Here is a 14,614-nt window from a genome sequence, read left to right on the forward strand (position 1 = left end):
TTTACATATGCTTGGTTACATCTACCGCACCATCTTCTATCGCTTCCTTTTTTATTGAAATGGCATTTAAATAGCGCTTCATCTCTTCCCTAACTCTAGGGAACAACAACAATAGACCTACCATATTAGGGAACACCAATGCTAGAATCATGGCATCGGAGAATTTAATTACGGCATCTAAAGTTGCCGCAGCACCTATAACAACAAATAAAAGGAATAATATTTTGTACACTAAATCGGCCACTTTACCTCTTCCAAAAAGGAATTTCCACGATTGCAACCCGTAATACGACCAAGAGATCATGGTTGAAAAGGCAAACAGCACAATGGCTATTGTTAGCACATATGAAAACCCAGGTATAACCGAATCGAAAGCTTCTGATGTTAGGTCGACCCCGCCTATTTTTTCACCTGTAGCGTTAATCATGACATTACTGCCTTCTACAGCACCGTAAGTAAACACACTTTGCATGTTGGCGCCATCAATATTAAAGAAAATGATAACCAAGGCGGTCATTGTACAGATCACCACAGTATCGATAAAAGGTTCTAAAAGCGCCACAACACCTTCAGATGCGGGGTACTTTGTACGCACTGCCGAGTGGGCAATAGCTGCCGAACCCGCACCAGCTTCGTTTGAAAAAGCGGCACGCTGAAACCCTACAATTAAAACTCCCATAAAACCTCCTAATCCGGCCATAGGGGTAAAGGCGCCCTCTATAATCAGTTTAAAGGCATCGTCTATATAGTTGAAATTTGCAAAAATAATAACCAAGGCAGCCAGCACATAAATACCCGCCATAAAAGGCACTACCCGTTCTGTAATTTTAGCAATACGTTTAATTCCGCCAATAATTACAACACCTACCAATACCGCTAGAATAACACCAATAATGGTTCCTGTTGCACCCCCTTCTAAACCAATAAGAGATGATATTTGAACCGTTGCTTGGTTAGACTGGAAGGCGTTACCGCCACCAAATGAAGCCCCAACACATAACACGGCAAATATACCTGCTAAAGCTTTTCCTAAACCAGATTTACCTGTTGCTTTAAGACCTTTGGACAAATAGTACATTGGCCCACCGTAAATGGTGCCGTCTTTACCTACATCGCGGTATTTTACTCCTAAAGTACACTCCACAAATTTTGTAGACATACCCAAAAGGCCGCACACAATCATCCAAAATGTGGCTCCTGGCCCTCCCGTGGCAATGGCCACAGCTACTCCTGCAATATTACCAAGTCCCACGGTTCCCGAAACGGCTGTTGCAAGCGCCTGAAAGTGGGAAACTTCGCCATGGGCGCTTTCGTCTCTAATAGTATCTTTTATATCTTCTTCGGCCAAAGCCTCATCGTTGTCGTACAATTTATCTACACCGTGCTTTTCAATATCAACAAACTTGCCCCGTACGGTATTAATGGCCAGTGGAAATTTAGAAATGCTTGGCACCTTAAAAAAGAGGGTGAAGAATGTTGCTCCAAAAACCAACAAAATAACAACAATGGGCACATTTAACCCTGCAATAGGCACAGAGGTTAAAATAAAGCCTTCCCAGCCTTCGGCTATTGGCATGAAAGCATCATTTACTTTTTCATCCAGCCCTTTTTCTTGGGCCGAAAGCATAAGCGGAAAAATTAGGGTCATTATTGATAGAAGATAGTTCTTCATTGTGTGTTAAAATTTAGTTAGTTTTAAGATAATTTATTGTTAAAGCCGACAAGATGCTAAAAAAAAATGAGTTATTAAAACATCTTGCGTTAAAATGAAATCGCGTTATTCTATGTTATACACTGTGTTAAGCTTCTGAATTTGCTCGGGTCTTCCCAGAACAATTATTTTAGAATTAGGCACCAATTTGGTCTCGGCCTCTGGGTTAACCACGTAGTCTCCGGCGGCATTTTTAAACCCTATGACGTTGCAACCCGTTTTGCGTCTTAAGTCAAGATCCTTAATTGTTTTTACCGTTGTGGGGTCGTACAGCATTTCTACATTAATCTCTTCTATGTTTATGTTAGATTTCCCTACAATAGCCAAGTTATCTATAAACTCGATTAAATCTGGAACCACAACCAACGAGGCCATGTGGTCGCCACCTATTTTATCGGGAAGGATAACATTATCGGCGCCGGCCAACTTTAATTTTTTATACGAGGTCTCTTGCGAGGCTCGACTAATAATACAAAGGTCTTTGTTTAACTGCCTTGCAGACAGTACCACAAAAAGGTTATCGGCATCGTTAGGGAGTGCGCAAATTAAGGTACTTGCCCGCCCTACTCCTGCTTGCATTAAAACCTCATCTTCATTGGCATTTCCATAAACAAACAAGGTCTCGTCGTTTTCAAATCTATCAATTAACGCCTTATCTTTTTCTACAACCACAAACGCTTTTTGGTAGGCTAAAAGTTTTTTGGCAGCCTGCCTACCGTTTCTTCCGTAACCGCAAATTATAATGTGGTTACTTAACTGATCTATTTTTCGTTGCATTTTCTTTTGCTTTAATTCCTCCAAATTATTGTTACTTAAAATATACTCGGTAATCACACTAATGGCAAAACCAACAATGACCACGCTTGCTAGTATTAAAAAAATGGTAAATATCTTAGAAAACTCGTCCAAGGGCTGTACTTCACCAAAACCTACGGTAGTAATGGTAATAACTGTCATGTATAGCGAATCGATCCAGGTGTAGCCCGAAACAAAACGGTAGCCCAAAACACCTATCAATAATACTCCCAACAGCAGAAAAATAGCTGTGTAGATTCTTGATCGGAATAGCGTTAAAAATGTTTTATTCATACGTTGATTAAAGATCGAAAACCGATGAGCGTTTGGTATACACCAAGTCTTTAATTCGCATCCAAAAGGCAATAAACAAGTACAGTGCGAACCCAAAACCCAACGTTACAAAAGTTAAGTACATAAACGATGTTCGCACTACTTTTGCTCTTATCCCCAAGCGGTCTGCAATTCGTTGGCAAACGTAATAGCCTCGCTTTTGAAAATACAATAAGGTTTTGTAAAAAATATTCATGCCGCAAATTAATAAATTATTTTGCAATTAACGCATGTCCTATAGCGCATTGCAAACATCTATTTTTATCGCAATAATTATTTTTAAGCTGTAAAAGCGCTTGGGTTTGGAAAGCCGATTTTGCTATAGGACGCAAATAATCGTACATTGAAACGATGCTGTTTTTCTCGGGGGCAATATCGCTAATTAAGTTGATTAGCAAACTGTTATCGGTCTTACCAACAGCTTTGGCATAAGCAAACTTTAACGGTACAACCGTATTTATCAGTAACAAATCTATAAATGCTTTTGAAAGTCCTTTTTTAAGCATTTTGGACGTTTTTTGAAACGTATAATGTGTTTTCCAAAACAACGAAGCCTCTGTTTTAAATAGAGCATACAGCTCATTTTTATCTTGGGTTTCAATAATTTTAGCAAACAAGCCGTGGTGCTCGCTATAAAGCATAGCCAATTGCGACAGCCTAATGGTTGGGAAATTTTCCGGTCTCAAACGAAAAAACTTTAATGGCAGAACCCCTTCATTAGTTAGGTTAAACTTTTGCTTGATAAACCTATACTCCGAAACAAGTTTTAAAAAATAAGGTGCTTGGCAATCTTCGGTTAGCAAGCCGGCCTGCCCAAAAAACAAAGCTTCCATTTGTTCGGGTTTCGAATGAAGCTTTCTTACTATGGAGAAATCGATGGATCGTGCCATGCTTAATAGGGCTTCGCCATTAACGTTCAACCCAAAATTTTTGGCCAACATATGAAACAAAACGGCTTCCCAATTGTTATGCGATTTTTCTAGCAGTTGACTAATAAGCTTGCTCTTTTCTTCAAGGCGTTCAAAATACAGGCGCTCTAACCAATTACCAACAATAAAATCGTCTACCGAAGAAAAATCGTTTTCGCAATTAATCCATTTTGCCTTGGCATGCATTAGGCCTTGGTAATTTAAAAACACTGCTTTAGGGATGTACGATTTTAGCTCTAAAGTTGGTAAGATAGAATTATCGGCCCTAAAAATATTGGTATCGTGATTGTAAACCACATGTAGGATAACGTTATCATAAGCTTTGTCCTGCTCGTGGTTGTGCACAAACCAATCGCTAGAATTTACATGAATCTCGACATTTCCTGCCCACAGGTGTTCGCCTATGCGTATTTGAGCATTAAAAAAATCTGGGCCAGAATTATGGTTGTGCTGCCCAACGGTGTTTATGTGCAAGCTTTCGTACTGTGTTGTTTGTACGTTTAGCACATCAAACTTTTTATGTTTCCATATATAATGAAGAAACGCTTCTTGCATGTAACTAAGATACAGCAGTTAAGCAGATAAAGCAAGAAGTATTTTTAAACAAAAAACCCAGGAAAGCCCTGGGTTTGTGTTTTAACTATGTGGGTTATTCTTCGAGGAAGCCTTGAGCTTTCATCCAATCGTTGTTAAACATTTTCCCAACGTAACGGCTACCATGATCGTGAAACAAAACCACCACCACATCGTCTTTCTTAAAATGCTCTTTTAGCTGCAACACCCCTTTAATAGCGGCTCCAGCAGAGTTCCCAAGAAACATCCCCTCTTCTTTAGCGAGTCTTTGGGTATAAACTGCAGCATCCTTATCGGTTACTTTGGTAAAGCCATCAATAATACCAAAATCGACGTTTTCAGGAAGGATATCCTCTCCTATACCTTCGGTAACATAAGGATAGATTTCATTTTCATCGAAAATGCCTGTTTCGTGGTATTTTTTAAATACACTACCATAAGTATCTATACCCCAAATTTTCACATTGGAGTTTTGTTCTTTTAAATATTTTCCTACCCCAGAAATGGTTCCTCCGGTACCAACACCTACTACAAAGTGTGTTACTTTCCCGTCGGTTTGTTCCCAAATTTCTGGACCTGTCCCTTCGTAATGAGCTTGGGTATTGCTTGGGTTGTCGTACTGGTTTACATACCAGGCGTTTGGGGTTTCTTCGGCCATGCGCTTAGATACCGAGTAATAACTACGTGGATCCTCTGGCGCCACGTTGGTCGGGCAAACCACAACCTGAGCCCCAACGGCACGAAGCACATCTACTTTTTCTTTAGACTGTTTATCGGCCATAACAAACACGCATTTATACCCCTTAACAATTGCTGCTAACGCCAAACCCATTCCCGTATTCCCAGAGGTTCCTTCTATAATAGTCCCACCTGGTTTTAATCGGCCATCTGCTTCTGCATCTTCAATCATCTTTACAGCCATCCGGTCCTTAACCGAATTTCCTGGGTTAAACGTTTCATATTTTGCCAGCACCAAACACGGCAAACTTTCTGTAAGCTTATTTAACTTAACCAAGGGAGTATTCCCTATGGTTTCTAAAATGTTTTTTGCGTATTTCACAGTATAATCTTTTGTACGGCAAAGGTACGTGTATTTTTGAATTTAAAAATGAAATGGGCTTGGGAGTTGTCTCCAAAATTGCGCCTTATAAAAACTACCTACTCAAACCTAATAGCTTTTACAGGTGCAATTTTAGAAATAAGGTAGGAAGGCACCAAAAGCATGATTAAGCACATTATAAATGTTCCGGCGTTTAAGAGCAAAACATAATTAACACTTAAATAAATGGGCACTTCGGTAACGTAATACACGCTGGAATTTAACGGGATGAATTTAAAATATTTTTGAGCCAGCAGCAACCCTAGCCCTATTAAATTGCCCCAAAACAGCCCCAATAAAATTAAGTAAGACGCATTGTACAGAAAAATCTTTCTTATCTTCCAATTGTTGCTCCCCAAGGCTTTTAAAATGCCTATCATTCTTGTGCGTTCTAGGATTAACACCAACAAGGCTGTAATCATATTAATCCCGGCCACCAAAATCATAACCCCTATAATGCCGTAAATGTTATTCTCAAAAATTTTTATCCACTCAAAAATAGAGGCGTATTTTTCCTCTACCGAATAACTGTTCAGTTTTGACGGTGTATTTTGGTACACCTCAACAAGTTTTTCGTCAAGCAGGCTATAGTCGTCTAAAAAAATCTCAAAATTCCCGGCCTGATTTTTATCCCATTTATTAATGCGTTGCAGGTGTCTTAAATCTCCTATCATGTAGGTTTTATCAAAATCGGTAAACCCAGAATTGTATATCCCTACTATGTTATACGAAATCATTCTTGGCGGCTTGTTGAGATCGTCTTCCCTTCTAAACATGGTTATAAACTTGTCGCCCACTTTAAAATGCATTCGCTTCGCTAAATGTTGTGATATCAGGACGTCTTCGCTCATATCTCCTGAATAATCGGGCAAGCTACCTGCCACTAAAAACTCATTAAAATACTGCCAATCGTAATCGCCACCAACGCCTTTAACTATCACGGCCTCAAAATCGGTTTCGGTTCTAATAACACCCAATTTGGTGGCAACCGCCTGAATGTGCCTAATGCCGCTAACCGATTTAAAATCTGGGTAAAAGTCTTGCTCCATTGAAACTGGCGCACCACTCTCCTGCGAATTGTTGCTATCGAAATTTGAAATGATTAAATGCCCATTAAAAGCAGATACCTTGTCGCGTATTTTATGTTGAAGCCCAATACCCGTAGCAATAGAAACAAGCATAACTACAATACCAATAGCAATTGCTGCTATGCCAATTTTTATAATTGGTGCCGAAACGCTACTTTTATACGTTTTATTATCAATTATACGTTTAGCTATAAAATATTCGAAATTCAAACTATGGATTTATATTTAAAGATGTTCAAAAATACAGTTTTATTATTTGTTTTTGCATTCATTTCTTGCGGAAACTCACCAAAGCAACATAATTTGGAAAGTGCCTCCAAAAAAGGCACCTTAGAAAAAACACTCGAAGACACAACACGACAAAACGCCCCTGTGGTTGGAGCCAACAAAACCCACGTTTACATGCCGCTATTAAAGGACAAAACCATTGGCATTGTTGCCAACCAGACTTCGGTGATCTTTAACGAAAATGGCCATACCCATATTGTCGATTCGCTCTATAATTCAAACGTAAAAATTAAAGCAGTCTTTGCCCCAGAGCATGGGTTTCGCGGAAAAGCAGATGCCGGCGAGCTCGTAAAAGACGGAACAGACATAAAAACCGGCCTGCCTATTGTTTCGTTATACGGAAGCAATAAAAAGCCAACCCCTGAGCAACTACAAGGCATTGACCTTATTCTTTTCGACATTCAGGATGTAGGTGCAAGATTTTACACCTACATTTCTACCTTACATTATGTTATGCAAGCCAGCGCCGAAAATAACATTCCGGTGTTCGTGCTGGACAGACCAAACCCTAACGGCCATTACATTGACGGCCCCATACTAGAACCCGAACACCAAAGTTTTGTGGGCATGCACCCCATTCCTGTTGTGCACGGTATGACCATAGGCGAGTATGCACAAATGATAAATGGCGAAGGATGGTTAGGCCAAGGAAAACGATGTGATTTAACTGTTGTAAAAATGGATTATTACACCCACAACACCCCTTATAGCCTGCCTATAAAACCATCGCCAAACCTACCTACAGACCAGGCCATAAACCTATATCCTAGCCTGTGCTTTTTTGAAGGAACCAACGTGAATGCCGGTCGCGGAACAGATAAACAATTTCAGGTTTTTGGCAGCCCTTTTTTAAAGGCTTCGGTATATGCCTACCAATACACTCCAACACCTAACGAGGGCGCAAAGCACCCCAAGCACAAAGGTGTTTTATGCTATGGCAACGATTTAAGTCAGGCAAGAAAATTAAACCAACTGGATTTAAGCCATTTAATTAACGCCTATAAAAATACCGCAGACAAGGCGGCGTTTTTCAACAGTTTTTTCACCAAACTTGCAGGTACCAAAACCCTACAGCAACAAATAGAAAACAACCGCTCTGCCAGCGAAATAAGAGAAACCTGGGCTAGCGGTTTAGAAGCTTACAATAACATGCGCCAAAAATACCTTTTGTACCGTTAATGCTTTAAAAGCGGTAGCAATCTATTGGGGTAATCGGTTATAATGGCGTTTACCCCAAAGGCTATCATAACTTCCATGTCGTCTATTTCGTTTACGGTCCACGGAATAATTTTATACCCTTGCTGTTGGTAGGCTTTCACATCGCTTTTAACAAGCAATTCGTAGTACGGACTAATAATTTCGGGCTTAAAAGACAATTCGGCCAATTTTTCATCAATATCTTCATGCTCGTCAACCAGCATAGCTACTTTCATGTTGGGTGCTTGCCGTTTTATTTCCTCCAACACCCTGTTGTCGAACGCTTGTAAATTGCAGCGGTTAAACAACTGCTTCTCGCTAAGCTCTTGTAAAACAAGGGTAACAAATTCTTTTGGCTCTGGGGTATAAATATTATCGTATTCTGGCCGGGCTTTTAACTCTATATTGTATGTAATATGTCTGTTTAAGGAATCGGCCAAAGTAAAAACCTCACGCAGCAACGGCTTGTAAACAGGCATGTTTTCCTGTTCTGCAAAACGCTCATGGGGTTTGCTCCCACAGTCAAACTGCTTAATCTCCTCGTAGTCCATTTTATAGAGGTTTAGCAAGGTATCTTTCTCTACAGGAATTTCTGCCCCATTGGGATCTAAACAATAAAAGCGACTCATAAACGGTTCGTGAGAGACCACGACCTTTTTATCTTTAGAAACAGCCAAATCCAGCTCTAAGGTATTTACCCCTAAGGCAACGGCTTTTTTAAATGCTGGCAGCGAGTTTTCCGGCAGTATGCCCCGGCAGCCTCGATGTCCTTGAACACCTATGGTTTCTTTATTTTGGCAACTCATAATAACTGTTGAAAATGTAATAGCAAATAATGTTTTAAGCGGTTTCATTTGTAGGTAGAGTTGTGGGCTTTTTATATTTTTGAAAGGGTTGATTAAGCAAATTTCCTATACGGCCGTTTTCAGCTTCATCAGGAAAAACATCTACACCGTAGATTAATTTTTCACGGTCTAAAACCATGTACGTTCCAAACAACCTGTCCCAGATTGAAAAAATATTTCCATAGTTCGAATCGGTATAGGGTAATATATAATGATGGTGAACCTTATGCATGTCTGGCGACACGAAAACGTAGCTTATAAGCTTATCCACTTTTTTTGGCAATTTAATATTGGCATGTGTTAGTTGTGTAAACACCACCGATAAGGATTGGTACAAAAACACCAGTGCTATTGGTGTTCCTACAATAAAAACCCCTAGTACGGTAAACGCAAACCTCACCACACTCTCTATGGGGTGATGTCGGTTTCCTGTTGTGGTATCGACTTTATGATCGGTATGGTGCACCAAATGCACCATCCATAACGGTTTTACTTTATGCTCGATATAATGCGCTAGGTAAGCGCCAAAAAAATCCAACAGCATAACACCCAAAATAGCATATAGCCAAAGGGGCATTTGTGGTAGCCAGTTAATAAGTCCAAACTCGTTTTCCTTAACCCAATCGGCTGTTTGCAGCAATATAAAGGCCAACCCAAAGTTAATAACAATGGTGGTTAAAGTAAAAAAGATGTTAGGTATGGCATGTTGCCATTTATTGTAGTTGAATTTAAACAAGGGTACCGCGCCTTCGCACAGCCAAAAAAAAGTAATTCCCCCAACTAACAGGAGGCTTCGGTGCAAGGACGGAATGGTTTCAAAATAGTTTAAAATACTTTCCAAAAAAGTAATTTTTTATCCTTAAATATAGTACAAAAGTTTTAAGTAATAAATTAAAATTTAATACGCGATTTCATCGCTTCAACAATATTAAATGCCGCAGGGCAAATGGCCACATTTTTCATGGTAAGGTGGGCAATTTGCTGAAACTTTTTTCTATCGGTATGCGGAAATTCGCGGCAAGCTTTAGGCCTTACATCGTAAATCATGCAATAATTTTCGGCGTCTAAAAACGTACAAGGCACACTTTGCAGCACATAATCGTTATCTTCATCTAGGCGCAAATACTCGTCGATAAACTGCGAAGGCTTTACTCTTAGGTGTTTGGCAATGCGCTGTATGTCCTTATCGGTAAATAGTGGTCCTGTGGTTTTACAACAATTCGCACAAGACAGACAATCGGTTTTTGCAAAGGTTTCGTCATGGAGCTCCTGCATAATATAATCCAACTGCTTGGGCGGCTTCTTTTTTAGTTTTTTAAAGAAATCCTTATTTTCCTTATGCTTATCTTTGGCACGCTTTTGTAAGCTATCTAATTGGTCTTGCATAGGGTAAAAGTACTTAAACTTTTAGTTAACATAAAAAGAGATTCCCATTTTAAGGGGAAAATAATTATGAAAGATATTTTTGGCAAAGCCTTATTGGATTACCACCAAGGAAATTACACTGAAGACCTAATAACTTCCACCAACATTTCTGAAGAAGACGAGCTGCCGCTTCCTTACTTATTTAGAACGTACAAAGCCATGCCAAAACTAGAGCAAAAAGCGCTTAAATTGGCCAAAGGAAACGTTTTAGATGTTGGTTGTGGGAGTGGTTGCCATAGTTTATACTTGCAGGAAAAGGGATTAAACGTAAAAGCCATTGATGTTTCGCCAGGTGCCGTTGAAGTTGCTCAGCAACGCGGAGTTAAGCATGTAGCCTTATTAGCTGTTCTGGAGGAAACCCAACAGTTCGATACCATTTTATTGCTTATGAACGGTACAGGCATTTTTCAGGACCTGTCGCAAGTTGGCACCTATTTAACCCATTTAAAAACCCTTTTAAACAAGCAAGGGCAAATCTTAATCGACTCCTCCGATATAGCGTATATGTACGAAGATGATGACGGCGGACTTTGGGTTGACACCAATGCCGATTACTATGGCGAGCTGGATTACTTTTTAAGCTATAAAAATGAAGACGAACTTCCTATGAAATGGCTTTATATGGACTTTAACACCCTGTATACTGCCTGCAAAGCGGTTGGTTTAAACTGTGATTTGGTTATGGAAGGTGAGCATTTTGACTACTTGGCCAAACTTACACTTGCTTAAGCCCTATTGTTGCTTACCGTTTACAAATGTTTTTTCAACTTTTATACTGGGGATTTGCTTTAAATCGACAGTCATGATATCGTTATCAAGCACAATAAAATCTGCTAGCTTCCCGGGTTCTATGCTTCCTTTTTCCCGATCTTCAAAATTGGCATAGGCTGCCCAAATGGTCATGCCTTTTAAAGCTTCCTCTCGTGTTAGCGCATTTTCTTTTTGGAATCCTTCTTTAGGAAACCCTTCTAAATCCTGTCGTGCTACGGCAGCATAAAACGTTAAAAACGGGCTTACGTTTTCTATTGGAAAATCTGTTCCTAGGGCAAGTGTCCCCGAAGTTTGCAACAAGGCCTTATAAGCATAAGCACCTTTTATACGCTGTTTGCCCAGTCTGTCTTCGGACCAATACATATCGCTAGTGGCATGTGTTGGTTGTACAGATGGTATAATATTATCGTTTTTAAAAAACGTGATATCACCTTCGGTTAAAACTTGCGCATGTTCTACACGCCAACGCCTATCTGTTTTCCCTTGCAACACATCCTTATAAGTTTGAAGTACCACCCTATTGGCCGAATCGCCAATAGCATGTGTATTCATTTGAAAATTTGCTTTTTCAATCCTTTCTGCTAACGCTTTATATGCTTCAAGTCCAATGGCCATTGCCCCAAAGTGGTCGTGCTTATCGGCATAGGGTGTTTTTAAGGCTGCGCCACGGGAGCCCAAAGCACCATCGGCATACACTTTTACCGACTTTACATGAAGCCTATCGGTTTTTATAGGGCCGTTGCTTAAGTAATATTCGAGGCTTTCGGTATGGTTGCTCACCATAGCATATACACGCATGTTTAAGTCGCCTGTTTGCTGTAAACTGTCGATAAGGGTAATCACATCTTTCTCTAAACCTGCATCTGAAACGGTTGTTAGCCCTGCATCAAAACAAATTTCTTGTGCTTCTAACAGGGCTTTTATTTGTGCCTGCTTTGTTGGTTTTGGATAAACGGCCGAAACCAATAGCATAGGGTTATCGATTAGCATTCCTGTTAATTCTCCATTTTCCAAAACAACCTCGCCTCCTGCTACTTTAGTTGTTTTAGTAATTCCCGCCAAATCTAAAGCCGCCTGGTTGCACAACATGGCATGACCATCAATTCGGGTTAAAGCCACCGGGGTGTTTGGAAAAAGCACATTGAGTAATTTGTTGTTAGGAAACGCTTTTTCTTGCCATGCGTTTTGATCCCATCCAAAACCTATTATAAACGCTGTATGACGTTCGTTTTGAAAGTCTAACACCCGTTTTACAACATCGTCAAAGCTTTTAGTTTGTGTTAAGTCCACACGGTTTTGCTGCAAGCCCAATCCATAAAAATGGCAATGGGCATCTATAAACCCCGGCACAATGGTTTTTCCTTGTACATCAATAATGGTATCTGCCTGGTATTTTTCTTTTAGGGCATTTGTGGTGCCTATTTCTAGAAACTTCCCATCTTTTACCGCAAAGGCTTCAGCTGTATTGAAATTCTCATTAACCGTGTAAATGGTTCCATTTATGATTATGGAATCAACGTGTTGTTTTTCTTCTTGGCAAGAAAGTATGCTTAAAAATATAAAAAGCAGAATAAGTTTTTTCATGAATAGTTGATTATAGAACCGATTGAAATTGTCTAAACGACATTCAAGATATAAGAACATTTCAAATTAGATTTATAATAACAAACACGTTACTGTTTTATAAACACTGCTTTTTAGCAACTGATTTACATTTAATTGGGCTTGCAAAATACTAAATATTTGTACAACAAAAGCATTCTATTGCAAACATAGAAACAAGTAAATTTACACAACCTTAAGATTTCTGCCTACGCAGGAATTTGTTAAAAATCAAACTTGTAGGTTGCCCCTGCCAAAGCCTGAAGGCTCTGTACAGGGTAGTTTAGCCAACGGTTGTAATCTTGGTTGGCAATATTGTTAACTTTAGCAAAAACAGATAACTTGTCGTTAATATGATACCCTAAATGAGCATTGGCATCAAAGTAACCATCTAGCGTTACGGTTTGTACAGGCACTACGGGCGTGAAATTCATTTGAGCCTTTCTCTCGCCAGCGTAATACAGATTTGCTCCTGCAAACCAATGGTCACTTATTTGGTAATCCATAAATAACGAGGCTGTTATGTTAGGTAAATTCCAGGCTTCTGCTTCGTTGTCTGTATCGTAAATAAAATAATCGGCTTTAATCCCTAAAGTAAAGTTTCTATTAACATCAACATTTAATGCGCCCCCTATGTTAAAGGTCGACACGTCGTCGTAAACAACCCCATAAGAATTGGCAAACTGATATACTTCTTCTGCCCCCGTTACAACCAAGGCATTATTTTTAAACAGCGCTTTGTCGTTTTCGGCAAAATACCCCCCTTTAATATCGTAGCTCACACTGTTGGATACTTTCCCTTTTAAACCTACATAAGCATTGTATTGCTGGTCTGTAGGCATGACGTACAAGGTTGGCGACACAAATGGGTTGTCTTGGGCAAAGTCGTAATATGTGTTTTGAAGCAATCCGCCCTTAATACCTCCATAAGCCATTAACACCTCGTTTACAAGACGGTAAGAAGCCGATATGTTAGGGTAAATATAAAAGGTGTTCTCTCCGTTTTCAATATCGTTTAAATAATAGGTAGACACCCCTAAATCTAGGGTTAAATCGTCATGCTCAATTCTATAGGTTGGCATTATTCCTATATTAAAATTACCGTATTTTAATGTTTGGTTTAGGTAATAACTCCTATCGAAACTTCCGCCCAAATAATCTACAACCAAAGCAGTAGAAATAACCTCATCACCTATTGGTATGTCGGCAGAAGCATCGGCTTTAAACCTGTTTTCGCCAGAGCCAAAATCATCGCCAAAATGCCTAAACGCTACGCCAACATCTTGTACGTAGGCATCTTCAAACGTGATATCGCCACCAACATGCGCCCCATAAAAAGTATGGTTAACATCCATATGGGTTTCGGGCGATTCTGTAGTGAAATAAGGTTGCGGCAAACCATACCAGTTATAGGCTTGATGCAAAAACCCGCCTTCAACATTCCACGACAAATCTCTAAGCGTTCTGGCGTAGTTTATGTTTACCTTACTGTTGTAAAAGTGGTCGTCCAACAACGCATTTTCAATCCCTCCTTGAGAAGAATGATGTCGTACATACCCACCAACATTATCGGTTCTGCTAATGGCATGGTTTAAGTAAACCTCTCCTAAAATTGTAGTGTAACTCCCAAACCCTAGAGTAGCATAGTTGTCGTATAGCTTTTTTGGTTTCTCCTGCTCTACTTTAGCCGCACTTCCTTTGGCCGGGGTAAATGTTGAAGCCACCGGAAAAGAGAAAATATTGTACTCCACCGCTTTTTTTGAAGCGGTAACATCATCATCTATCGTTGGGGTTTCCTTAACCTTAAACGCATCGGAAATCGATGGCGTATAAGGCTTTACAACATTAATAACGTTGGTTTCAATGGTGTCGTTCTCCCGTTCTTGGCTCCAACCCAAAGTGGCTGATAAACCAATTAATACGGCTGTAATATATCTCATGTGCTGACGCATATAGTT

The 14,614-nt window shown here is 39.8% G+C and carries 13 protein-coding genes; 2 read left to right on the plus strand and 11 right to left on the minus strand.

Features of this window, described 5'->3' with window-relative positions:
- Position 1 precedes the first annotated feature (1 nt).
- The 6 genes from IA57_RS01605 to IA57_RS01630 form a co-directional block, all read right to left on the minus strand.
- Positions 2–1,672 carry an alanine/glycine:cation symporter family protein gene (locus IA57_RS01605; protein WP_036118363.1) on the minus strand — a complete coding sequence of 557 codons (1,671 nt, stop codon included), beginning with the start codon at positions 1,670–1,672 and terminating at the stop codon, positions 2–4.
- A gap of 105 nt (positions 1,673–1,777) precedes the next feature.
- Positions 1,778–2,800 carry a potassium channel family protein gene (locus IA57_RS01610; RefSeq protein WP_036118366.1) on the minus strand — a complete coding sequence of 341 codons (1,023 nt, stop codon included), beginning with the start codon at positions 2,798–2,800 and terminating at the stop codon, positions 1,778–1,780.
- A gap of 7 nt (positions 2,801–2,807) precedes the next feature.
- The gene (locus tag IA57_RS01615; protein ID WP_036118367.1) at positions 2,808–3,035 is read right to left on the minus strand and encodes a PspC domain-containing protein; all 228 of its coding nucleotides are present in this window, start codon (positions 3,033–3,035) and stop codon (positions 2,808–2,810) included.
- 16 nt (positions 3,036–3,051) lie between these two features.
- Positions 3,052–4,323 carry a DUF2851 family protein gene (locus tag IA57_RS01620; RefSeq protein WP_036118370.1) on the minus strand — a complete coding sequence of 424 codons (1,272 nt, stop codon included), beginning with the start codon at positions 4,321–4,323 and terminating at the stop codon, positions 3,052–3,054.
- Positions 4,324–4,417: 94 nt separating this feature from the next.
- Positions 4,418–5,401, minus strand: coding sequence for a PLP-dependent cysteine synthase family protein (locus tag IA57_RS01625; protein WP_036118372.1), 984 nt, complete (start codon positions 5,399–5,401; stop codon positions 4,418–4,420).
- 98 nt (positions 5,402–5,499) lie between these two features.
- Positions 5,500–6,738, minus strand: a complete 1,239-nt coding sequence (locus tag IA57_RS01630) for an ABC transporter permease (RefSeq protein ID WP_036118377.1) — start codon at positions 6,736–6,738, stop codon at positions 5,500–5,502.
- 3 nt (positions 6,739–6,741) lie between these two features.
- Between IA57_RS01630 and IA57_RS01635 the strand changes: the two genes are divergently transcribed.
- The gene (locus IA57_RS01635; RefSeq protein WP_036118380.1) at positions 6,742–7,995 is read left to right on the plus strand and encodes an exo-beta-N-acetylmuramidase NamZ family protein; all 1,254 of its coding nucleotides are present in this window, start codon (positions 6,742–6,744) and stop codon (positions 7,993–7,995) included.
- Here IA57_RS01635 and IA57_RS01640 read toward each other — a convergent pair.
- The 3 genes from IA57_RS01640 to IA57_RS01650 are packed head-to-tail and all read right to left on the minus strand — an operon-like array spanning position 7,992 to position 10,244.
- On the minus strand, positions 7,992–8,867 hold the full coding sequence (locus tag IA57_RS01640) for a glycerophosphodiester phosphodiesterase family protein (RefSeq protein WP_036118383.1): 876 nt from the start codon (positions 8,865–8,867) through the stop codon (positions 7,992–7,994). The genes IA57_RS01635 and IA57_RS01640 overlap by 4 nt on opposite strands.
- On the minus strand, positions 8,854–9,699 hold the full coding sequence (locus IA57_RS01645) for a sterol desaturase family protein (RefSeq protein WP_036118386.1): 846 nt from the start codon (positions 9,697–9,699) through the stop codon (positions 8,854–8,856). The genes IA57_RS01640 and IA57_RS01645 overlap by 14 nt, the downstream gene beginning before the upstream one ends.
- 50 nt (positions 9,700–9,749) lie before the next feature.
- Positions 9,750–10,244 (minus strand): YkgJ family cysteine cluster protein, encoded by a 495-nt coding sequence (locus IA57_RS01650; protein ID WP_036118389.1) that lies wholly within the window; start codon positions 10,242–10,244, stop codon positions 9,750–9,752.
- Between the two features lie 66 nt (positions 10,245–10,310).
- Here IA57_RS01650 and IA57_RS01655 point away from each other — a divergent pair, with 66 nt between their 5' ends.
- A complete protein-coding gene (locus IA57_RS01655) occupies positions 10,311–11,012 on the plus strand; it encodes a class I SAM-dependent methyltransferase (protein ID WP_036118715.1) in 702 nt (233 codons plus the stop codon).
- A gap of 3 nt (positions 11,013–11,015) precedes the next feature.
- Here IA57_RS01655 and IA57_RS01660 read toward each other — a convergent pair whose 3' ends face one another.
- Together IA57_RS01660 and IA57_RS01665 are read right to left on the minus strand one after the other, a co-directional pair.
- On the minus strand, positions 11,016–12,638 hold the full coding sequence (locus IA57_RS01660; protein WP_036118392.1) for an amidohydrolase: 1,623 nt from the start codon (positions 12,636–12,638) through the stop codon (positions 11,016–11,018).
- Between the two features lie 242 nt (positions 12,639–12,880).
- Positions 12,881–14,596: a TonB-dependent receptor gene (locus IA57_RS01665; protein ID WP_229730273.1), complete on the minus strand. Its 1,716-nt coding sequence runs from the start codon at positions 14,594–14,596 to the stop codon at positions 12,881–12,883.
- Positions 14,597–14,614: the final 18 nt, after the last annotated feature.

This window comes from Mangrovimonas yunxiaonensis, assembly GCF_000733475.1.
In the GTDB taxonomy this organism is placed as follows: Bacteria; Bacteroidota; Bacteroidia; order Flavobacteriales; family Flavobacteriaceae; genus Mangrovimonas; species Mangrovimonas yunxiaonensis.